Source organism: Caballeronia sp. S22, assembly GCF_964261745.1.
Taxonomy (GTDB): Bacteria; Pseudomonadota; Gammaproteobacteria; order Burkholderiales; family Burkholderiaceae; genus Caballeronia; species Caballeronia jiangsuensis.
In genome coordinates this window covers 2,857,064-2,879,083 of record NZ_OZ180035.1, presented here as the reverse complement: position 1 = coordinate 2,879,083, position 22,020 = coordinate 2,857,064, and the positions used below count along the sequence as shown (strand labels likewise).

Annotated in this window: 19 protein-coding genes; 7 read left to right on the top strand and 12 right to left on the bottom strand. The window is 62.9% G+C overall.

The genetic code is table 11. The annotated features are described in order from the left end of the window. Positions 1 to 38: 38 nt before the first annotated feature. The 5 genes from secF to queA form a co-directional block, all read right to left on the bottom strand. Positions 39 to 989: a protein translocase subunit SecF gene (gene secF / locus ACEN42_RS13515; RefSeq protein WP_187607513.1), complete on the bottom strand. Its 951-nt coding sequence runs from the start codon at positions 987 to 989 to the stop codon at positions 39 to 41. Between the two features lie 26 nt (positions 990 to 1,015). Further along, positions 1,016 to 3,082, bottom strand: a complete 2,067-nt coding sequence (secD, locus tag ACEN42_RS13510) for a protein translocase subunit SecD (RefSeq protein WP_187607514.1) — start codon at positions 3,080 to 3,082, stop codon at positions 1,016 to 1,018. Between the two features lie 127 nt (positions 3,083 to 3,209). Continuing rightward, complete coding sequence (gene yajC, locus ACEN42_RS13505; protein ID WP_035497714.1) at positions 3,210 to 3,539, bottom strand: preprotein translocase subunit YajC; 330 nt, start codon at positions 3,537 to 3,539, stop codon at positions 3,210 to 3,212. Positions 3,540 to 3,748: 209 nt separating this feature from the next. After that, complete coding sequence (gene tgt / locus ACEN42_RS13500) at positions 3,749 to 4,909, bottom strand: tRNA guanosine(34) transglycosylase Tgt (protein ID WP_238285080.1); 1,161 nt, start codon at positions 4,907 to 4,909, stop codon at positions 3,749 to 3,751. Positions 4,910 to 4,955: 46 nt separating this feature from the next. Next, positions 4,956 to 6,002, bottom strand: coding sequence for a tRNA preQ1(34) S-adenosylmethionine ribosyltransferase-isomerase QueA (gene queA, locus ACEN42_RS13495; RefSeq protein WP_371880193.1), 1,047 nt, complete (start codon positions 6,000 to 6,002; stop codon positions 4,956 to 4,958). A gap of 3 nt (positions 6,003 to 6,005) precedes the next feature. Here queA and recG point away from each other — a divergent pair, with 3 nt between their 5' ends. The 6 genes from recG (at position 6,006) to ACEN42_RS13465 (ending at position 12,568) form a co-directional block, all read left to right on the top strand. Further along, on the top strand, positions 6,006 to 8,264 hold the full coding sequence (gene recG, locus ACEN42_RS13490; protein ID WP_187607517.1) for an ATP-dependent DNA helicase RecG: 2,259 nt from the start codon (positions 6,006 to 6,008) through the stop codon (positions 8,262 to 8,264). Positions 8,265 to 8,394: 130 nt separating this feature from the next. Further along, the gene (locus tag ACEN42_RS13485; RefSeq protein ID WP_187607518.1) at positions 8,395 to 9,354 is read left to right on the top strand and encodes a hydrogen peroxide-inducible genes activator; all 960 of its coding nucleotides are present in this window, start codon (positions 8,395 to 8,397) and stop codon (positions 9,352 to 9,354) included. 227 nt (positions 9,355 to 9,581) lie between these two features. Next, entirely contained in the window at positions 9,582 to 9,734 is a 153-nt protein-coding gene (locus tag ACEN42_RS13480) for a hypothetical protein (protein ID WP_371880192.1), read from the top strand. Between the two features lie 144 nt (positions 9,735 to 9,878). Further along, on the top strand, positions 9,879 to 10,367 hold the full coding sequence (locus ACEN42_RS13475; RefSeq protein ID WP_035497719.1) for a Dps family protein: 489 nt from the start codon (positions 9,879 to 9,881) through the stop codon (positions 10,365 to 10,367). A gap of 119 nt (positions 10,368 to 10,486) precedes the next feature. Beyond that, a complete protein-coding gene (gene ubiA / locus ACEN42_RS13470) occupies positions 10,487 to 11,347 on the top strand; it encodes a 4-hydroxybenzoate octaprenyltransferase (protein ID WP_187607520.1) in 861 nt (286 codons plus the stop codon). 402 nt (positions 11,348 to 11,749) lie between these two features. Beyond that, on the top strand, positions 11,750 to 12,568 hold the full coding sequence (locus ACEN42_RS13465; protein WP_374191183.1) for an FkbM family methyltransferase: 819 nt from the start codon (positions 11,750 to 11,752) through the stop codon (positions 12,566 to 12,568). Positions 12,569 to 12,599: 31 nt separating this feature from the next. Here ACEN42_RS13465 and proC read toward each other — a convergent pair whose 3' ends face one another. The 6 genes from proC to ACEN42_RS13435 form a co-directional block, all read right to left on the bottom strand. Continuing rightward, a complete protein-coding gene (proC, locus tag ACEN42_RS13460; protein ID WP_371880190.1) occupies positions 12,600 to 13,412 on the bottom strand; it encodes a pyrroline-5-carboxylate reductase in 813 nt (270 codons plus the stop codon). 13 nt (positions 13,413 to 13,425) lie between these two features. Beyond that, entirely contained in the window at positions 13,426 to 14,121 is a 696-nt protein-coding gene (locus tag ACEN42_RS13455) for a YggS family pyridoxal phosphate-dependent enzyme (RefSeq protein ID WP_187607523.1), read from the bottom strand. A gap of 44 nt (positions 14,122 to 14,165) precedes the next feature. After that, positions 14,166 to 15,392 carry a glycolate oxidase subunit GlcF gene (gene glcF / locus ACEN42_RS13450; protein ID WP_238209763.1) on the bottom strand — a complete coding sequence of 409 codons (1,227 nt, stop codon included), beginning with the start codon at positions 15,390 to 15,392 and terminating at the stop codon, positions 14,166 to 14,168. 8 nt (positions 15,393 to 15,400) lie between these two features. Beyond that, positions 15,401 to 16,489, bottom strand: a complete 1,089-nt coding sequence (gene glcE / locus ACEN42_RS13445; protein ID WP_187607524.1) for a glycolate oxidase subunit GlcE — start codon at positions 16,487 to 16,489, stop codon at positions 15,401 to 15,403. 144 nt (positions 16,490 to 16,633) lie between these two features. Further along, positions 16,634 to 18,145, bottom strand: coding sequence for an FAD-linked oxidase C-terminal domain-containing protein (locus tag ACEN42_RS13440; protein WP_035497956.1), 1,512 nt, complete (start codon positions 18,143 to 18,145; stop codon positions 16,634 to 16,636). 100 nt (positions 18,146 to 18,245) lie between these two features. Then, positions 18,246 to 19,664 carry an FAD-binding oxidoreductase gene (locus tag ACEN42_RS13435; protein WP_371880189.1) on the bottom strand — a complete coding sequence of 473 codons (1,419 nt, stop codon included), beginning with the start codon at positions 19,662 to 19,664 and terminating at the stop codon, positions 18,246 to 18,248. Between the two features lie 252 nt (positions 19,665 to 19,916). On the opposite strand from ACEN42_RS13435, the gene ACEN42_RS13430 reads away from it, so the two are divergent. After that, the gene (locus tag ACEN42_RS13430; protein ID WP_371880188.1) at positions 19,917 to 20,480 is read left to right on the top strand and encodes a cob(I)yrinic acid a,c-diamide adenosyltransferase; all 564 of its coding nucleotides are present in this window, start codon (positions 19,917 to 19,919) and stop codon (positions 20,478 to 20,480) included. 186 nt (positions 20,481 to 20,666) lie between these two features. On the opposite strand, the gene aroG is transcribed toward ACEN42_RS13430, so the two are convergent. Further along, positions 20,667 to 21,740, bottom strand: coding sequence for a 3-deoxy-7-phosphoheptulonate synthase AroG (aroG, locus tag ACEN42_RS13425; RefSeq protein ID WP_371880187.1), 1,074 nt, complete (start codon positions 21,738 to 21,740; stop codon positions 20,667 to 20,669). Positions 21,741 to 22,020 lie beyond the last annotated feature (280 nt).

Genomic DNA, 22,020 nt, shown 5'->3' with positions numbered 1-22,020 from the left:
CCGGCCGTTTTTTTACGCCCCTGCGAAGTGCGTGCGCCTCAAACCTGCGCGCCCGCGTTCGGGTCGTTCGGATCGAACTTGTCCTTCTTGTCCTTCACGAGATCCTCGCGCTTCACGCCGAACCACATCGCGAGTGCCGCCGCGACGAACACCGACGAATAGATACCGAACAGAATACCGACGGTCAGCGCCAGCGCGAAGTAATGCAGCGTCGGGCCGCCGAAGAAGAACATCGACAGCACCATCATTTCCGTACAGCCGTGGGTGATGATGGTTCGCGACATCGTGCTCGTGATCGCGTGGTCGATCACTTCCCGCACCGTCATCTTGCGCTGCTTGCGGAAGGTTTCGCGAATCCGGTCGAAGATAACCACCGACTCGTTCACCGAATAGCCGAGCACCGCGAGAATCGCCGCCAGCACGGACAGCGAGAACTCCCACTGGAAGTAGGCGAAGAAGCCGAGAATGATCACCACGTCGTGCAAGTTGGCGATGATGCCCGCCACCGCGTACTTCCATTCGAAGCGGAACGACAGATAGATCACGATGCCGATCACCACGCACGCGAGCGCGAGCAGGCCGTTCGTCACGAGTTCCTTGCCGACCTGCGGACCGACGAACTCGACGCGCTGCAGCTTCACTTCGGCGTTGTCGGTCTTGAGCGCGGTCATCACCTGGTCGCTCTGCTGCGCGGACGTCAGGCCCTGCTTGAGCGGCAGACGAATCAGCACATCCTGCGACGTGCCGAAGTTCTGCACTTGCGCGTCGGGGTAGCCGAGCCTCGACATCGACGCGCGCACCGGTTCGAGCTGCGCGGCTTGCGGATACTGCACTTCGACGACCGTGCCGCCGGTGAACTCCACCGACAGGTGCAGGCCGCGATGCATGAGGAAAAATACGGCCACGAGAAACGTCACGAACGAAATCACGTTGAAGATCAACGCGCGTTCCATGAACGGCAAGTCGCGGCGAATACGGAAGAATTCCATTGTCTATCTCTCCGGACTCAGCGGAATCAGCGGGACTCGCCCGGTTTCTGTTGATCGATGCCGGGGCCCGAACGACGGCGCACCGTCGGCTTGCCCGAGCGCGCTTGCGCCTGAGGCGCCGGGCGCGGCGCGGCCACTGCCGTCTTCGTCTTGCCCTTCGCGGTCTTCACGATTTCGTCGACAGGCGATTCGTCGCCGCGCTGTGCCGCGAGATAGGCCGCCGCGGCCGCTTCGGCGTTCGCGCCTTCCGGACGCCACACCTGACCGATCGCGAGCGACTTCAGCTTCTTCTTGCCGCCGTACCACAGGTTCACGAGCCCGCGCGAGAAGAACACCGCCGAGAACATCGACGTAAGAATGCCGATACAGTGCACGACCGCGAAGCCGCGCACCGGACCCGAACCGAACGCGAGCAGCGCGAGACCGGCGATCAGCGTGGTGACGTTCGAGTCGAGAATCGTCGCCCAGGCGTGTTTGAAGCCTTCCTGAATCGCGGTCTGCGGCGGCGCGCCGTTACGCAGTTCCTCGCGGATACGTTCGTTGATCAGCACGTTCGCGTCGATCGCCATACCGAGCGCGAGCGCGATAGCCGCGATGCCCGGCAAGGTCAGCGTCGCCTGCAGGAGCGAGAGCACCGCGACCAGCAACAGCAGATTGACCGACAGCGCCAGCATCGAAAAGACGCCGAACAGCAGGTAGTACGCGATCATGAAGATGGCGATCGCGGCGAAACCGTAGGTCACCGAATCGAAGCCCTTCTTGATGTTGTCCGCGCCGAGGCTCGGGCCGACCGTGCGTTCCTCGATGATGTCCATCGGTGCCGCGAGCGAACCGGCGCGCAGCAGCAGCGCGAGATCGGTGGCGGCTTGCGGGGTCGGCTGGCCGGTGATCGAGAAGCGGTCGCCGAGTTCGGACTGGATCGTCGCGACCGTCAGCACTTCGCCCTTGCCCTTTTCGAACAGGACCATGGCCATCGGCTTGCCGATGTTGTCGCGCGACACCGCCGACACCGCGCGGCCGCCGGCCGAGTCCAGACGGATATTGACCGACGGGCGCTGATGCTCGTCGAAGCCCGCCGAAGCGTCGATGATGCGGTCGCCGGTGAAGATCACCTGCTTGCGCAAGAGCACGAGGCGGTCGCCCTGCTTGAACGCTTCGTCGCCGGGCGGAACCGCGTCGTTCGGGCCGATGTAGGTGTTGACCGGATCGGCCAGGCGCGCTTCGAGCGTCGCCGTGCGGCCGATGATGTCCTTCGCCTTCGCGGTGTCCTGCACGCCCGGCAGCTCGACCACGATGCGGTCCGAGCCCTGCTGCTGGATCACCGGCTCCGCGACGCCGAGTTCGTTCACGCGGTTATGCAGCGTCGTGATGTTCTGCTTGAGCGCGCTGTCTTCGACGATCTTCTGCGCGTCCGGCGAGAACGTGCCGACCACCTGGAAACCGTCGCCGCCCTGGCGCGTCGTCCATTGCAGTTCGGACACGCCCGTCTGGAGCTGCGTGCGCGCGCTGTCCGCGCTCGCCTGATCCGAGAAGTTCACGACCACTGATTGCCCGACGCGGTTCACGCCGCCATCGCGGATATTGCGGTCGCGCAGATAGGTGCGCGCGTCGGCGGCATCGGAATCGAGCTTTTTGTTGAGCGCGCCGGCCATGTCGACCTGCAGCAGGAAGTGCACGCCGCCGCGCAGATCGAGACCGAGGTACATCGGCAGCGCATGCAGCGCCGTCAGCCAGCGCGGCGAGGCGCTCTGCAGATTCAGCGCGACGATGTACTGCGGATCGGTCGGATCGGCGTTCAGCGCCTTCGAGAGAAGATCCTTCACGTGCAACTGCGTGTCGGTGTCTTTCAGGCGCACGCGGATGTTCGCGTTCAGCTGCGAGTTATCGAAGGTGACTTCGTCGGCCTTGATGTTGCTCGCGGCGAGCGCGGCTTCGACGTTCGCAAGCGTCGAGGAATCGAGCTTGACCGTCGCCTTGCCGCTCGACACCTGAACTGCGGGCGCCTCGCCGAAGAAGTTGGGGAGCGTGTACACGAGACCGATGACGAGCGCCACCAGCATCACGACATACTTCCAGAGGGGATAACGATTCATGGGAATGGCCGACCGGAAAGTTGGCTTCGGAGGAGAGGGCGTCCGGCGTTATGCGCGATGAGCCGGTCGTGAAGACTCGGACGGCTCGGTGAGCGAGGCCGCGCCGGACGCGGTGGAACGAGTGGCCTTACAGCGACTTGATCGTGCCCTTCGGGAGAATGGTCGTCACGGCAGCCTTCTGGATGGTGATTTCCGTGCCTTCGGCGATTTCGACGCCCACGTATGCATCCGTGACCTTCGTGACCTTGCCGACGATGCCGCCGTTCGTCACCACTTCATCGCCCTTGGCCATGGCGGAGAGCATGTTGCGATGCTCCTTCTGACGCTTCATCTGCGGACGGATCATGATGAAGTACAGCACCGCGAACATCAGGATCAGCGGCAGGAAGCTCATCAGGCTCGATTCCGCGCCACCCGCGGTAAGGCCTTGTGCATAAGCATTGGAAATGAACGACACGTTGGTCTCTCCGTTAAAACGTCACAAATACGTTCGAAAAACTCGAATGGAAATTAGCCCGGTATTCTACCACTCGCGTATGCCGCGACACTCCGGGAATGCGCTTTGACATCAAGCCGTTACGACGCGCTTTCCCGGACTTTCGCGGCATTTCCCGCAAGCGGTAGAAAGGCGATTGTAATACTTGCCGCGCCGTTTCAAGACCTGGCTTAATCGACTCCGCGCGCGCGATTCTCCGCAAAGGTCTTGCGGAACGCTTCGAACGTGTGATTTTCGATCGATTCCCGCACTTCGCCGATCAGCTCCAGGTAGTAGTGCAGGTTGTGAATCGTGTTCAGTTGCGCGCCGAGAATCTCGCCGACGCGATGCAGATGATGCAGATAGCCGCGCGTGAAATTCCGGCACGTGTAGCAGCCGCAGCTTTCGTCGAGCGGCTTCATCGAGTTCTTGTGCGTCGCGTTCTTGATCTTGAGATCGCCGAAGCGCGTGAAGAGCCAGCCGTTGCGCGCGTTGCGCGTCGGCATCACGCAGTCGAACATGTCGACGCCCGCCGCGACGCCCGCGACGAGATCCTCCGGCGTGCCGACGCCCATCAGGTAATGCGGCTTGTCCGCCGGCAGCTTCGGACCGATGTGATTCAGCACGCGCATCATGTCTTCCTTCGGCTCGCCGACCGACAGCCCGCCGATCGCGAGGCCATGAAAACCGATGTCGGAAAGACCGGCGAGCGATTCGTCGCGCAGGTCTTCGAACATGCCGCCCTGCACGATGCCGAAGAGCGCGTTCGGGTTGCCGAGCTTGCTGAATTCGTCGATGGAGCGCTTCGCCCAGCGCATCGACATGCGCATCGAATCCGCGGCGTCCTTGTGCGAAGTCGGAATGCCGTTGGTCGAGTAGGGCGTGCATTCGTCGAACTGCATAACGATGTCGGAGTTCAGCACCTTTTGAATCTGCATCGACACTTCGGGCGACAGGAAGAGCTTGTCACCGTTGATCGGCGACGCGAACGTGACGCCTTCCTCCGTGATCTTGCGCAGTTCGCCGAGCGAAAAGACCTGGAAGCCGCCCGAATCGGTCAGAATCGGCCGGTTCCAGCCCATGAACTTGTGCAAGCCGCCGTGCGCGCCGATCACCTCCAGCCCCGGACGCAGCCACAGGTGGAACGTGTTGCCGAGGATGATCTGCGCGCGAATCTCTTCGAGTTCGCGCGGCTGGATCGCTTTGACGGTGCCGTAGGTGCCGACCGGCATGAAGATCGGCGTCTCGACGACGCCGTGATTGAGCGTGAGACGGCCGCGGCGCGCCTGGCCGTCGGTCGTCAGCAATTCGAACTTGAGCCCGTTCTCGGGCGGGGTATGGGTTGCGGTCATTTGAATTCCTGCCACTGGAAAACAGTCCAGCGCATTGGTTAAAAATCTAGTCGCGGCGCGTCAGCAGCATGGCGTCGCCGTAACTGAAGAAACGGTACTTTTCCTCGATCGCGTGCCTGTACGCATCGCGGATCGTTTCCATGCCGGCGAACGCGGACACGAGCATCAGCAGCGTCGATTTCGGCAGATGGAAGTTCGTCACCAGCCGGTCGACGACGCGAAATCCGTAGCCCGGCGTGATGAAGATATCGGTTTCGGCCTGCGTCGCCGCGAGCGGCCGGTCGGCTTGGGCCGCATCGCGCGCGGCGGCTTCGAGCGCGCGCATCGACGTCGTGCCGACGGCGATGACGCTATTGCCGCGCGCCTTCACCGCCGCGATGCGATCGACGAGCGATTGCGGCAGGTCGTACCACTCGCTGTGCATCTTGTGCTCGGCGATGTTCTCCACGCGCACCGGCTGGAACGTGCCCGCGCCGACGTGCAGCGTCAACGTCGCGCGCTCGACGCCGCGTGCATCGAGCTCGGCGAAAAGCGCGTCGTCGAAATGCAGGCCGGCAGTCGGTGCGGCCACCGCGCCCGGATTCGCCGCATACACCGTCTGATAGCGCGTTTCGTCGTAGGCGTCGGCGTCGTGCTCGATATACGGCGGCAGCGGCAAGCGCCCGTATTGCTCGATGAGCGTCAGGCATTCGGCCGGAAAGTGCAGCGTGTAGAACGGCTCGATGCGTTCGCCGACGGTCACATCGAATGCATCGGCGAGGCGGATCGTGGTGCCTTCACCCGGGCTCTTGCTCGCGCGAATCTGCGCGAGCGCCGTGGTCGCGCCGGTCAGACGCTCGACCAGCACCTCGACGCGCCCGCCGCTGGCCTTCTGGCCGAAGAAGCGCGCCTTCAGGACTTTGGTATCGTTGAACACCAAAAGATCGCCCGGCGCGATCAGATCGGGCAGTTCGGAGAAACGCCGGTCGATCAGCGTGGCGGGCGTGGCGCGGTTGTCCACCTCGAGCAGGCGGCTCGCGCTGCGCTCGGCGAGCGCGCTCTGCGCGATCAGCTCGGGCGGCAGATTAAAATCGAAATCGGAAAGCGTGAACATGGCGTGAACGAAGCGCGAACGACACGAGAAACGCGCCGAACAAACCTCATATTGTACTTGCGAAGAGAGTCAATGCCCTTGTCCGACCGCCGCCTGGCTTCCCCGACCGATGCGCTCCCGACTGCGGACGAAGCCGAAGCGCCTGTCGCGCGCAAGCGGGCGAAGACGGCCGAAAGCGCCGAGAAGAAGCCGAAACCCGTCGTCAGGACGGCGGACAAGCTCGCGAAGCTCGGCCTGAAATCCGACATCGATCTCGTGCTGCATCTGCCGATGCGCTATGAGGACGAGACCTCGCTCACGCCCATCGGCGAACTGATTCCGGGCGATATCGCGCAGACCGAAGGCGTCGTGTTCGACAACGAGATCGCGTATCGGCCGCGTCGCCAGTTGCTCGTGAAGATCAACGACGACGCCGGCGACGAACTCACGCTGCGCTTTCTCAACTTCTACGGCTCGCAGGTCAAGCAGATGGCCATCGGCGTGCGCCTGCGCGTGCGCGGCGACGTGCGCGGCGGCTTTTTCGGCATGGAGATGGTGCATCCGGCGGTGCGTCCCGTCGATGACGGCGCGCCGCTGCCACAAGCGCTCACGCCAGTTTATCCGTCGACGGCGGGCATCTCGCAGGCTTATCTGCGCAAGGCAATCGATTCCGCCATTTCGCGCGTGTCGCTGCCGGAACTGCTGCCCGAGCCGATCGCGCGCGCGCATCTCGCGCCGCTGAACGTGCCAGGCCTCCTCGATGCCGTGAAGACGCTGCATCATCCGCGCGCGGATTCGGATGAAACCGCGCTCATCGACGGCACGCATCCGGCGTGGACGCGTATCAAGTTCGAGGAATTGCTCGCGCAGCAACTGTCGCTCAAGCGCGCGCACGAGGAACGGCGCACGCGCGCCGCGCCCGCGATGCCGCGCCGCCTGCCGGACGATGACGCTTCGCTCGTCGTGAAGCTGTTGCGCGCCTTGCCGTTCGCGTTGACCGGCGCGCAGCAGCGCGTGGTGGCCGAAATCGCGGGTGAACTGACGCTCGCGCATCCGATGCAGCGTCTGCTTCAAGGCGATGTCGGCAGCGGCAAGACGATCGTCGCGGCGCTGGCTGCGGCGCAGGCCATCGATGCGGGCTATCAGGCCGCGCTCATGGCGCCGACCGAAATCCTCGCGGAGCAGCACGCGCGCAAACTGCGCGGCTGGCTGGAGCCGCTCGGCGTCACGGTCGCGTGGCTCGCGGGCAGCCTGAAGGCGAAGGAAAAGCGCGCAGCGACCGAGGCGGCGGCGCTCGGCACGGCGCAGCTCGTCATCGGCACGCACGCGATCATTCAGGATGCGGTGGAGTTCGCGCGCCTCGGACTCGTGATCGTCGACGAGCAGCATCGCTTCGGCGTCGCGCAGCGGCTCGCCTTGCGCGCGAAGGCGCTCAATGCGGCGGACGGCGCGCGCGATTTCCAGCCGCATCAACTGATGATGTCCGCGACGCCGATCCCGCGCACGCTCGCGATGACCTACTACGCGGATCTCGACGTCTCGACCATCGACGAACTGCCGCCCGGCCGCACGCCGATTCTCACCAAAGTGGTGTCGGACGGCAGGCGCGACGAGATCATCGGCCGTGTTCGCGAAGCGGCGCTGACCGGACGCCAGGTGTACTGGGTCTGTCCGCTGATCGAGGAGAGCGAGACGCTGCAGTTGCAGACGGCTGTCGAGACTTACGAGACGCTGGTCGCCGCGCTGCCCGAACTGCGCGTCGGGCTGGTTCACGGACGGCTCGCGCCCGCGGAAAAAGCGGGGGTGATGGACGCGTTCTCGCGCAACGAAGTGCAATTGCTCGTCGCGACGACGGTAATCGAAGTCGGCGTGGACGTGCCGAACGCGTCGCTGATGGTGATCGAGCATGCGGAGCGTTTCGGCCTCGCGCAATTGCACCAGTTGCGCGGTCGAGTGGGGCGGGGCAGCGCGGCGTCCGTGTGCGTGCTGATGTATGCGAACCCGCTATCGCAAACCGCGCGCGCGCGCCTGAAAACCATGCGTGAGACCACCGACGGCTTCGAAATCGCTCGCCGTGATCTCGAAATTCGCGGCCCCGGCGAGTTTCTCGGCGCGCGGCAATCGGGCGAAGCGATGCTGCGTTTCGCGAGTCTCGAAAACGATGGCTGGCTGATCGAGCCGGCGCGCGCCGCCGCCGACCAGATGCTCGCGCAATTCCCCGACGCGGTCACGCGGCACCTCGCACGCTGGCTGGGCGCGCGGGAGCACTATTTGAAGGCCTGACTGAACTCGCGCGGGCCATGTCGGTCCCTATTTAACCGACGCGGACCGGCGAATCGGCAGAAGTTGTCGAACGACGGTTGGCAGGTGTATAACTCAAACCTATTGAATCAACGTATTTCATTGGCCGCCAATGACCCTCACTGAACTGAAGTACATCGTCGCGGTCGCGCGCGAGCGGCATTTTGGTCGCGCGGCCGAGGCGTGCTTCGTCAGCCAGCCGACTTTGTCGGTGGCAATCAAGAAGCTCGAAGACGAACTCAATGTGCAGATCTTCGAGCGCGGCACGAGCGAAGTCAGCGTGACGCCTATCGGCGAACAGATCGTGACGCAGGCGCAGCGCGTGCTCGAACAGACGCTCGCCATCAAGGAAATCGCCAAGCAGGGAAAAGATCCGCTTGTCGGACCGCTGCGCCTCGGCGTGATCTACACCATCGGACCGTATCTGCTGCCCACGCTCGTCAAGCAGATGATCAAGTCGGTTCCGCAGATGCCGCTCATGCTCCAGGAGAATTACACGCTCAAGCTGATCGAGCTCCTGAAGCAGGGCGAAATCGATGTCGCGATCATGGCGCTGCCGTTTCCCGAAACCGGCCTGATGGTGCGCGCGCTCTACGACGAGCCGTTCGTCGTCGCGATGCCTTCCGGACACGCGTGGGAGAACCGCGCGAAGATCGATCCGGACGATCTCAAGCAGGAAACCATGTTGCTGCTCGGAAGCGGTCATTGCTTCCGCGATCACGTGCTCGGCGTGTGCCCCGAACTCATGCGCTTCTCGCAGAACGCGGACGGCATCCAGAAGACGTTCGAAGGTTCCTCGCTGGAGACGATCCGTCATATGGTCGCGAGCGGCGTCGGTATTACGGTGCTGCCGCGCATGTCGGTGAGCGAGGTGAGGCCGCACGCGGGAGGCATCGATTCCGGTCTGCTCAGCTACGTGCCGTTCGATGAGCCGGTGCCGGACCGGCGTGTCGTGCTCGCGTGGCGCAAGAGCTTCACGCGCATGCCGGCCATCGACGCGATCTCCGAAGCGATCGCCAATTGCGATTTGCCGGGCGTCAGGAAGCTGGACATGCCGGTGGCGGTGAACTGACGATGTTCGCGCGATTGGATGCGCAGTGGTTCTGACGAAACACGGCGCTTCTGACTTTCCTCTCTTTTTTGCCGATTGATTAGGTTGTCTAAGTAGTTCGTTCGGTCCGACTTCAGAATCCCGCCGAGAATGACTATCGAATAAATAAAATTAATCAAATTATAAATTTCGATAGTTCTCTGTAAGCTCCCTCTATCGGTCCCAAGACCACAACGGGAGAAACCATCATGTCGCAAGCGTTGAATCACATCGCACAGGCGGTCGAGCATATCGAAGCATCCAGCCGTCACGCGTCGCGCACGATGCGCGTCGCGCTTGCTTTCGGCATCGTCGCGATGGGCTATGGACTCGTCGTCGCGAGCGGTGTGGTCGGTGCCTGAAGATCGTCAAGACGCTCGAAAGTCTTGTCACGATAAGGCGTTCCCCGTTTCTCTAAGATAAACTGTCGAGCGCTCGAAGCGCCGCGCGACAAGGCGATGCAAGCGGCGCTCGCACCGTTCGAATCACTCTCTCACGGAGTCATCATGGCGAAGAAAGGCACTGCACCTGCCGTCAACATCGGCATCAGCGACAAAGACCGCAAGAAGATCGCCGACGGGCTGTCACGGCTGCTGGCCGATACATACACGCTCTATCTGAAGACCCACAACTTCCACTGGAACGTCACGGGTCCGATGTTCAACACGCTGCATCTGATGTTCGAGACGCAATACACCGAACTCGCGCTCGCCGTCGATTCGATCGCGGAACGCATTCGCGCGCTGGGCGTGCATGCGCCGGGCAGCTACAAGGAGTTCGCGAAGTTGTCGTCGATTCCGGAAGCGGACGGCGTGCCGGCTGCGGAAGAGATGATCCGCCAACTGGTGGAAGGCCAGGAAGCGGTGGTGCGCACGGCGCGCGAGATCTTCCCGGCGACCGAAGCCGCGAACGACGAGCCGACCGCCGACCTGCTCACGCAGCGCATGCAGACGCACGAGAAGACCGCGTGGATGCTGCGCGCGATGCTGGCCTGATACTTCTTCGGTTGCGAAGCGACGAAACCCCGCTCTCATGCGGGGTTTTTGCTTTTGAGGATGAACGAACGCGCTGATCTAAAATAGCCGGACCGCGTTTCTCTGCATCGACCTCCGCCATGCTCGCCCGTCTTCCGCTCTACATGCGCCTCGTGCGCCTCGACAAGCCCATCGGCAGCCTGTTGCTGCTATGGCCGACGCTCAACGCATTGTGGATCGCATCCGACGGCCGTCCGTCGCCGATGCTGCTCGTCATCTTCACGATCGGCACGATTCTGATGCGCTCGGCGGGCTGCGCGATCAACGACTACGCCGACCGCGACTTCGATCGCCACGTGAAGCGCACCGCCGAGCGGCCGATCACGTCGGGCAAGATCAAGGCATGGGAAGCGGTGGCGCTCGCGACGGCGCTCGCGCTCGTCGCGTTCCTGCTGATCCTGCCGCTCAACACGCTCACCAAGGAGTTGTCGGTGTTCGCGCTGTTCGTCGCGGGCACGTATCCGTTCACCAAGCGCTTCTTCGCGATCCCGCAGGCGTACCTCGGCATCGCGTTCGGCTTCGGCATTCCGATGGCCTTCGCCGCCGTGCAAAACCATGTGCCGATGCTCGCGTGGATCATGCTCGCGGCGAACGTGTTCTGGTCGGTCGCGTACGACACCGAATACGCGATGGTCGATCGCGACGACGACATCAAGATCGGCATCCGCACGTCGGCGCTCACGTTCGGCCGATACGACGTGCTGGCCGTCATGCTGTGCTACGCCGTGACGCTCGCGATCTATGTGGGTATCGGCATCGCGCTGGGATATGGCTGGCTCTACTGGCTCGGCTGGCTCGCGGCTGCGGGTTGCGCGGTTTATCACTACGGGCTGATTCGCAATCGCGAGCGGATGGCGTGCTTTGCCGCGTTCAAGCACAACAACTGGCTCGGGGGAATGTTGTTCGCGGGGATTGCGCTGCATTACGCGTTCTCGAATTGATCCCTTTTGCTGGATCGCGTGTCGCAACGTGTGCAAGGCGCGTTGCTCGAAGCGGCAGCTCGCCGCTTATGCCAGTCCGCGAAACAGTCTGAGAACGACAAAAGTGCTTTCATCGCGGGTTCGCGGCCTTATGTTTTGATAAGGTCGTAAGTCAGGCAAACGATTTATTCCTGGGCACGCTGAAAAGGACCCGTCCCACGGCGCCTGGTGATTCAGAACGAAAGCACTGTCTCTTCCTTCGACAAGCCGATCAGACGCCCAAGGCTTTCCGCGCGGCGACGATAGCGCGCAGGCACGCGCCTCGCGCTCGCTTAAGGCCTCTGCACGAAGAGCCGCCAACGCACCGCGCACGAATGCCGGTTTCCGCACGATTCCTCATTTCCTTAAAGATAGATACCTGCCATGTCCTTACCCGAACGTCCTATTGCTTTCGTCCTTGCCGCGTCGAATCACGGCACCATGATCATCAATCGAAACGATGTCGCCGTTCAGGATAATTTTGCTTATGGCGTGGGGCATCAATTACTCAGTACATCCAGTTTCGACGCCAGCGAAGTCTCGTTCGTGCTCGAGTTGCTGGCGCAGCGCCGCAAGTATTTCGGCGACGGCGTCTTTGCGATCGACGGCGGCGCCAATATCGGCGTGCATTCGATCGAATGGGCGCGTCGGATGTACGGTTGGGGCAATGTGCTGAGCTTCGAGGCTCAGGAAATCGTGTATTACGCGCTGGCCGGCAATCTCGCGATCAATAATTGCCTGAATGCGCGCGCGAAACTCACGGCGCTCGGCGAATCGGTCGGCCGGATCATCATCCCGCAGCCGGATTATTATTCGCCGGGAAGTTTCGGAAGTCTGGAACTGCGCGAGTTGGAAAACACGCTGAGTGTCGGACAAGACATTTCGTACGATCCGCGAAAAGGCGTTGCGGTGCCGATGATCAGCATCGATTCACTGGAGCTCGAACGCGTCGATTTCATCAAGATCGATGTCGAGGGCATGGAAATGGATGTGTTGAAAGGCGCAACTGAAACATTGAAACGCTGCGCGCCGGTCGTGCTGGTGGAAACGCTCAAAAGCGATGCGAAGTCGATCCGCGCGTTTCTGGCCAGCATGGGTTATGCGGATTTTTACACGGTGAATCCCAACCTGCTGGCCATCAGCGAGCGCGACCCCGTGCGCCAGAACATCGTGGAACGCGATAACGTCGTCTATATCGGCTGAAGCGGACAATCGCAACGAGCCGCGCCGTCGCTCAAGCCCCGCCCAACTCATCCCCCATCTCTTTCGCCCGCGCTTGCGCCGCCAGCGCGCCGCGCACGATCGCGTCCTTCACACCCTGCGCATCGAACGATGCGAGCGCCGCCGCCGTCGTGCCGCCCTTCGATGTCACGCGCTCGCGCAGCACGCTCGCCGGCTCGCCCGATTGCGCCGCCAGTTGCGCCGCGCCCGTGAACGTGGCGACCGCCAGCGCGCGGCCTTGCTCCTCGTCCATGCCGAGCTGACGCGCCGCTTCCTGCATCGCTTCGATGAAATAGAACACGTAGGCCGGGCCGCTGCCGGAGATCGCGGTGACGGCGTCCAGTTTCGCTTCGTCGTCGAACCAGACGGCCGTCCCGACCGCTTCCAGCACCTCGCTGCTGAGCGCCTTCGCCGCATCGCTCACGCCGGGCAGCGCGGCGAGACCCGTCACGCCCATGCCGATCAGCGCGGGCGTGTTCGGCATCGTGCGCACGATTTGCGTGTAGCCGTTCAGCCAGCGCGAGAGATCCGTCGCGCGGATGCCCGCCGCGATGCTGATGATCGTCTGCTTCGACAGATGCGGCGCGAGCGCTTCGGCCACGCTCTTGAGCACTTGCGGCTTCACGGCGAGCACGATCGCGTCGTAATCGGCGAGCTTCGCGTCGACGGCCGCGCCGGTCGCGATGCCGAACTGCTTCGCGGTGCGCGCGCGCGCTTCGTCGTTGATGTCGACGGCGTAGATGTCGGACGGCGCGACGCCGCGCTTGACGAGACCGCCGATGAGCGCCGCGGCCATGTTGCCGCCGCCGATGAATGCAATTTTCATGGTTGAGGTGAGGTCAGGTGGTGTAAGTGCGCGCGCCGAAAATCGCGCTGCCGATGCGCACCATCGTCGCGCCTTCGAGCACGGCGGCTTCGAGATCGGCGGACATGCCCATCGAGAGCGTGTCGAGATCGAGGCCATCGGCGCGCAGCGTGTTCATCAGATCGCGCAGGCGGGCGTGCGGCACGCGTTGCGCGTCGAGGGTATCGGCGGGCTCGGGAATCGCCATCAGGCCGCGCAGACGGAGGCCGGGCAGGGCGGCGACAGCATGCGCGAGCGCGGCGGCTTCCTCAGGCTCGACGCCGCTCTTCGACGCCTCGCCGCTCACGTTCACCTGGATGCAGACGTTGAGCGCGGGCGTGCCGTCGGGACGTTGCGCGGAAAGCCGCTCTGCGATCTTCAGCCGGTCGATGGAATGCACCCAGTCGAACTGTTCGGCGACGAGCTTCGTCTTGTTCGATTGCAGCGGCCCGATGAAATGCCATTCGATGTCGCCGCGCAGATCGGCGAGTTCCGCGATCTTCGCGATGCCTTCCTGCACGTAGTTCTCGCCGAACGCGCGCTGGCCGGCGTCGAAGGCGGCGCGCACGTCGTTCGCGGGAAAGGTCTTGGACACGGCGAGCAGCGTGACGGAAGCCGCATCGCGCGACGCGCTTTGTGCGGCCTTCGCGATGCGTTGATGGACTTCTTCGAGATGTTGAGCGATGGACATACCTGAGCCAGCCTAAAGAATCATCCGGCCATTATACGAAGCGCTCAACCGTACAGCAGATGCTCCAGCAGTTGAATCCAGTGCGTGACGGGCGTCGACGTGCCGCTTTGCAGATGCGCGATGCAGCCGACATTCGCCGACACGATCATTTGCGGCTCCAGCTTCTCCAGCCGATCGAGCTTCTGATTGCGCAGCGTGTACGAGAGCTTCGGCTGGAGGACCGAATACGTTCCCGCCGATCCGCAGCACAGGTGGCTATCGGCGGGCAGGCGCACTTCGAGCCCGAGCGCGGTCAGCAGATGCTCGACGTGTCCGCGAATCTGCTGTCCATGCTGCAACGTGCACGGCGGATGGAACGCCACGGTATGCACGCCGCGCCGGCGCGAAAGCGCGACGAGTTCCTCTTCGTACATCGGCAGGATTTCGGCGAGATCGCGCGTCAGATCGACGATCTTCTGCGCCTTCTCCGCATACGCCGGATCGTTGCGCAACAGATGCGCGTATTCCTTCACCGTCGCGCCGCAGCCCGACGCGTTCATCACGATCGCCTCGACGCCGCTTTCCACATACGGCCACCATGCGTCGATGTTGTTGCGCACGTCGTCGAGCGCGTCTTCGTTGTAGCCGAGATGCAGGCGAATCGCGCCGCAACAGCCCGCCGACGGCGCCGTGACGATCTCGATGCCGAGCGCATCGAACACGCGCGCGGTCGCGGTGTTGACGTTCGGCATCATCGCCGGCTGGACGCAGCCCGCGAGCATCAGCATCTTGCGTTCGTGCTTGTTCGTGGGCGGCGCGAGCGGCCGCTCGGGCACGGGAATCTTCGCGCGCAACTTGCGAGGGAGGATGCCGCGGAACTGCTGTCCGAGCTTCATCGCGGGGGTGAAGAGCGTGCTGTTCGGCAGGAAGCTCGCGAGCAGGCGCCGTTGCAGGCGATGACGCATCGGCCGCTCGACCTTCTCTTCGACGATCTTGCGCCCGATCTCGACGAGCCGCCCATACTGCACGCCCGATGGGCACGTGCTTTCGCAATTGCGGCACGTGAGACATCGATCCAGATGCAGTTGCGTGCTGCGCGAGACCGGCGCGCCTTCGAGCATCTGCTTCATCAGATAGATGCGCCCGCGCGGCCCGTCGAGTTCGTCGCCGAGTATCTGGTATGTCGGGCAGGTCGCCGTGCAGAAGCCGCAGTGCACGCACTTGCGCAGGATGGCGTCGGCTTCGTCGCCATCGGCCGTGCCGCGGATGAAATCGGCGAGATTGGTTTGCATCGAAGCGCCTAGAAGTCGGGATACAAACGCGCGCGGTTGAAGATGCGCGCCGGATCGAATGCGGCTTTCAATCCACGATGAATCTTCATCAGCGGCGCGGGCAGCGGCGTGAACACGCCTGCATTGCGATCGTAGGCGGAACCCGCGCGGAAGATCGTCGCGTGTCCGCCCGCCTGCTTCGCGCTGATGCGCACGGTCTGCGGATCGGTGTCGGTGATCCACCAGCGCTGCGCGCCGCCCCATTCCATCAGTTGCGCGCCCGGCAGATGCAGCGGCTCCGCGATCGACGGCAACGCGAGCCGCCACAGCGCCGAGCGCGGTTCGATCACCGCGAAGAACGGGTCCGTCTGTTCGCGCATGCCGATCCAGAAACGGTCCGCTTCGACCGCATCGACGACCTCGCCGCCGAGCGTATTGCGCGCCGTCTTCACGGCCGCTTCCGCGCCCGCGAGACGCAGCGCGAGCGTGCCGTCGCGCCACGCGCTGCCGCAGATCGGCAACGGATGGCCGCCCCATTCGTTGAGCTTGCGCACGCCATCGGTCGCGTGCATGTCGAACTTCAGCGTGGCTTCGGCGACGGGGCGCGGCAACACTTTGATCGACAGTTCGAGGATCAGCCCGAGCGTGCCGAGCGATCCCGCGAGCAGGCGCGACACGTCATAGCCCGCGACGTTCTTCACCACCTGACCGCCGAAATGCAGCACTTGCCCGTGCCCGTTCATGACGACCGCCCCGAGCACGAAATCGCGCGGCGCGCCGGTCCATGCGCGACGCGGGCCCGCGAGCCCCGCGGCGATGCAGCCGCCCAGCGTCGCATTGCGCCCGAAGTGCGGCGGCTCGAACGGCAGCATCTGGTTGTGCGCTCTGAGCGCCGCTTCGATTTCGGCCAGCGGCGTGCCGCTGCGCGCGGTGATGACGAGTTCCGCCGGGTCATACTCGATGATGCCGCGATGCGCCCGCGTGTCGAGGATTTCTCCCTGGAGCGTCTGGCCGTACCAGTCCTTCGTCCCGCCGCCGCGGATGCGCAGCAGCGTGCCGGATTCCGTGGCCCGGGCGATTCTCTCCGACCAGCCGGCGACGATGTCGTCCTGTTCCATGGGTGTTCCGCTAGTTCGTCGATTTCGGGCTTCGACTTCTGTGTCAGCTTTCTGACGGCTGTCCGGTCGATTGTACCGGCCGCTTAACGCTGCCGCACTCGGAGAAACATGGATAGCGGAACGCGCGCCGCGCCTCGTGAGAAATCAGAAACGCGGCAATTCGGGATGCGGCAACAGCCCGCCGCGCACATGCATCTTGCCGTACTCTGCGCAGCGCGCGCGCGTCGGGATGCCCTTGTCGGGGTTGAGCAGACCCGGCGGATCGAACGCGCGCTTGACCGCGAAGAACGCGTCGCGCTCTTCCGGCGAGAACTGCACGCACATCGAATTGATTTTCTCGATGCCCACGCCATGCTCGCCCGTCACCGTGCCGCCCAGTTCGACGCAACATTCCAGGATGTCGCAGCCGAACGCCTCGGCGCGATGCCATTCGTCGAGATCGTTGCCGTTGAAGAGAATCAGCGGATGCATGTTGCCGTCGCCGGCGTGGAACACGTTGATGCAGCGCAGCGCGTACTTCTTCTCCATCTCTTCGATACGCGCGAGCAGCGGCCCGATTGCCCGGCGCGGCACGGTGCCGTCCATGCAGTAATAGTCCGGCGAGATGCGGCCCGCCGCCGGAAACGCGTTCTTGCGGCCGGACCAGAACTTGAGGCGCTCGGCTTCGGAACGCGAAATCTGGATGCGCGATGCGCCGTGCTCGCGCAGGACAGCCGTCATGCGGACGATTTCCTCGGCGACTTCATCGTGCGTGCCATCGGATTCACACAGCAGGATCGCGGCGGCGTCGAGGTCGTAGCCCGCGTTGACGAACTCTTCGACGGCGCGCGTCGCGGGCTTGTCCATCATTTCGAGGCCGGCCGGGATGATGCCCGCGGCGATGATCGCGGCGACTGCGTTGCCGCCTTTCACGACGTCGTCGAAGCTCGCCATGATGACTTGCGCCGTTTGCGGCTTCGGGATCAGCTTGACGGTGATCTCGGTGACGATCGCGAACATGCCTTCGCTGCCGATTAGGACCGCGAGCAGATCGAGACCCGGCGCATCCGGGCCGAGCGAGCCGAACTCGACGACATCGCCGTCCATCGTCACCGCGCGCACGCGCAGGACGTTGTGTACCGTGAGGCCGTATTTCAGGCAGTGCACGCCGCCTGAGTTCTCGGAGACGTTTCCGCCGATCGTGCACGCGATCTGCGACGAAGGATCGGGCGCGTAGTACAGACCGTAGGGCGCGGCGGCCTCCGAAATCGCGAGATTGCGCACGCCCGGTTGCACGGTGGCGGTGCGCGCGTAGGGATCGACTTCGACGATCTTGCGAAAGCGCGCAAGCGACAGCACGATGCCGTGGCGGATCGGCATTGCGCCGCCGGAAAGGCCGGTGCCCGCGCCGCGCGGAACGATCGGAATGGAAAGACGCGCGCAGATCTGCACGACGCGCTGCACCTGCGCCTCGGTTTCAGGCAGCGCCACCGCGAGCGGCAGCCGCCGATACGCGGCGAGGCCATCGCATTCGTACGCGGCGGTATCTTCGTCGCGAAAGAGCAGACAGTGCGTGGGCAGCACGGCCATCAGCGCCTGCACGACCTCGCGTTGACGCGCGGCGAGCTGATCTTCGGTCAGCGCGGGCGCGTCCTCGTACGGCAGGTTGGGCGGCATCTGCTCGGCTTTGAGCTCGTCGGGTGCGTTCATGTCTCCTCCTTTTGATGCCTGCGCAGACAGTCGCGCTTATTTGATGCTTGCATCTTGCGCGACTTCGTCAGCCTTCGAAAGTGAAGATTTTCCCCGGGTTCATCAGGTTTTTCGGATCGAGCGCCTGTTTGATGGCGCGCATGGTCGCGATGGCGTCTTCGCCGTGCTCATCGATCAGGAAGCCCATCTTGTGCAGCCCGACGCCGTGTTCGCCGGTGCAGGTGCCGCCCATCGCGAGCGCGCGTCCGACGATGCGTCGATTGATGCGCTCCGCTTCTTCCAGCTCTTCGGGCTTCTCGGGATCGAGCAGCATCGCGACGTGGAAGTTGCCGTCGCCGACGTGCCCGACGATCGGGCTCGGCAAGTACGAGCCTCGCAGATCCTTTTCCGTTTCCTCGACACATTCGGCGAGACGAGAGATCGGCACGCAGACGTCGGTGGTGACGGCGCGGCAGCCGGGCTTCAGTTGCAGCATCGCGAAGTAGGCCGAATGGCGCGCGTTCCAGAGACGGCTGCGGTCTTCGGGGCGCGTCGCCCATTCGAAGTCCTCGCCCTTGTTCTCCGCGACGATGTCCTGCACGGTCTGCGCCTGTTCCTTGACGCCGGATTCGGTGCCGTGGAATTCGAAGAACAGCATCGGCGATTCGCGCAACGTCAGATTCGAGTGACGGTTGATCGCGCGCACGGCGAGCTTGTCGACGAACTCGACGCGCGCGATCGGCACGCCCATCTGAATGGTTTCGATGACGGCGCGCACGGCGTCTCCCATCGACGGAAATGCGCACACGGCCGCCGATATCGCTTCGGGTTGCGGATAGAGACGCACCGTGATTTCGGTGATGACGCCGAGCGTGCCTTCCGAGCCTACGAAAAGACGCGTGAGGTCATAACCCGCCGACGATTTGCGCGCGCGTGTGCCCGTCTTGATGACGCGGCCATCGGCGAGCACGACGGTGAGCCCGTGGACGTTCTCGCGCATCGTGCCGTAGCGCACGGCGTTGGTGCCGGAGGCGCGCGTCGCGGACATGCCGCCGATGCTCGCATCCGCGCCAGGATCGATCGGGAAGAAGAGGCCGGTGTCCTTGAGCGCTTCGTTCAGTTGCTTGCGGGAGATGCCGGGTTGCACCGTCACCGTGAGGTCTTCGGCGTTGATCGAGACGATCTGGTTCATCTCGGACAGGTCGATGGAGACGCCGCCCTGGACCGCGAGCAAGTGACCTTCGAGCGAGGAGCCGTTGCCGTAGGGGATGATCGGGACGCCGTGTTCGGCGCAGAGCTTCACGATGGCCTGCACTTCCTCGGTGCTGCGCGCGAAAACGACGGCGTCGGGAAGTTGCGGATCGAACGGCGATTCGTCGCGGCCGTGGTGTTCTCGTACTGCTTGCGCGGTTGAGATACGGTCGGCGAATTTTTGCTTCAGGGCTTCGAGCAGCGCGGCGGGGAAGGGGCGTTTTTCGAGCGCCTGGTGTTCGGTGGGGTGGTTCACAAGGTGTCTCCGGGCGGTGCGGATTTGCGTTCTTGATTGCGCGCTTGGTATGAGCGTTGCGGCTTTCCGCGTGATGCCTTTGCGACCGGGCCGTTTTGTCCAGGCTTGCGATCGGCGCGAAAGCCGTACGGTGTTTATCTCATTTTACGCCGTCGGGGGGAAGGTCGGCGGGGCGGGGTTTTCGGGGCGTTTTGGACGCGCGGGTCTGCCTATAATGGGTCGGGTTTTTGTCTGCTTATCAGGGAGTCAGCGATGGGTAACCGCTTGAGCAAGATCACCACGCGCACCGGCGACGATGGAACGACAGGATTGGGCGATGGAAGCCGCGTTTCGAAAGACGATGCGCGGATCGCCGCGATTGGCGATGTGGATGAGTTGAATTCGTGTATCGGCGTGCTTTTGTGTGAACCGATGCCTTCGGATGTGCGGGACGCGCTGACGCAGATTCAGAATGATTTGTTTGATCTTGGTGGGGAACTCTCGATTCCCGGGCATTCGATGATTCAGGAGTCGCATCTTGAACGGCTGGATGCGTGGCTCGCAGAGTACAACGCGACGTTGCCGCCGCTCAAAGAGTTTATTTTGCCGGGTGGGTCGAGGGGGGCTGCGCTGGCCCATGTCGCGCGGACGGTTTGTCGGAGGGCGGAAAGGGCGATTGTGGCGTTGGGGCGTGTAGAGACCGCGGGGGTTAATGAGGCGCCGCGGAGGTATGTGAATCGGCTTTCGGATTTGATGTTCGTGCTATCGCGAGTACTCAATCGCGTTGACGGTGGCGTTGACGTTCTATGGAACTCGCCGAGAGGGTCAAATGCTTAACTGTTTGCACCCGGTGTCTCATTGCTATTGCCGCCGTGCTTACTGAAATCCCAACTCCGACGACTTTGAAGTTGTCGGCATGCAGTTACTCAATGTCGCGTGGACGCGCTCATAGTTCGCTAATGCCGATTACCTGTTCCGCCGTCGGCGTAAGCGGTCGCGGCTCGATGCGACCGCTTACTGATTTTAATTGCCCCCGCCGCGTACTACTCGCCTCTGCTTGACCGCTTCTGCCAATCCCTCAAGCACCTTCACGCTTTCATCCCACCCAATACAAGCATCGGTCACGCTCTGCCCGTAGGTCAACTCGCACCCTTCCTTCAAATCCTGCCGCCCTGCAACAAGATGCGACTCCACCATCACCCCCACGATCCGCTCATCCCCAGCGGCGAGCTGCTTGCCGATATCCTCACAAACCGGAATCTGATTCTCATGCTTCTTGGAGCTATTGGCGTGACTCGCATCGATCATCAGCCGCGCAGCAAGACCAGCCTTCCCGATATCACTACAAGCCGCATCCACACTCGCCGCATCGTAATTAGGCGCTTTACCACCGCGCAAAATAATATGGCAATCCTCATTCCCCGCGGTGGAAACGATCGCCGAATGCCCGCCTTTAGTAACGGAGAGAAAATGATGCGGCTGCGACGCCGCCTTGATCGCATCGACAGCGATCTTCACATTCCCATCCGTGCCATTCTTGAACCCCACCGGACAAGACAAACCGGAAGCAAGCTCGCGATGCACTTGAGATTCGGTAGTCCGCGCCCCAATCGCCCCCCACGAAATCAGATCGGCGATGTACTGCGGACTGATCATGTCGAGATACTCGGTGCCAGCGGGAAGCCCAAGCTCGTTGATATGCATGAGCAACTCGCGCGCGGCCCGCAACCCGTCATTGATCTTGAAGCTGTTATCCATATACGGATCGTTGATGAGCCCCTTCCATCCAACGGTGGTGCGCGGCTTTTCGAAATACACCCGCATCACGATCTCCAGCTCGCCCGCGAACCGCTTGCGCTGCTCGATCAGCTTCCCGGCATATTCAAGCGCCGCGCGAGGATCATGAATCGAGCAAGGCCCGATGATCACGATCAACCGGTCATCCATCCCGTGAAGAATGCGATGCATCGACTGTCGCGCGTTGTAGATCAGTTCCGAAACCGGCTCGGCGCAGGGGAATTCGCGGATCAAATGCGCGGGCGGCGTCAGCTCTTTCAACTCGCGGATACGAACATCATCGGTATTGTGCGGGGGCATGTCGATTCTCCAACGGCAGCGTTCTAATCAAACTATGAGACCAAAAAAAACCGCCAGGCTTGCTGGCGGTTTTTTCGGGAATTCGGTCTGTTCAACCTGTGTACGACTCACCCCTCTCGATCCGCCAGCGGCTTGAGATGCCAAAAGAAATAAAAATAAAACTTGGCGGACATGATGGATCGAAGGTGTGTCGAAAAAGTTGTGACTGCTTTTATAACCGCAAACGCACGGCGCTGACAACCCTGCAACTACAAAAACGCGGACAATCCGCATCGGGCAG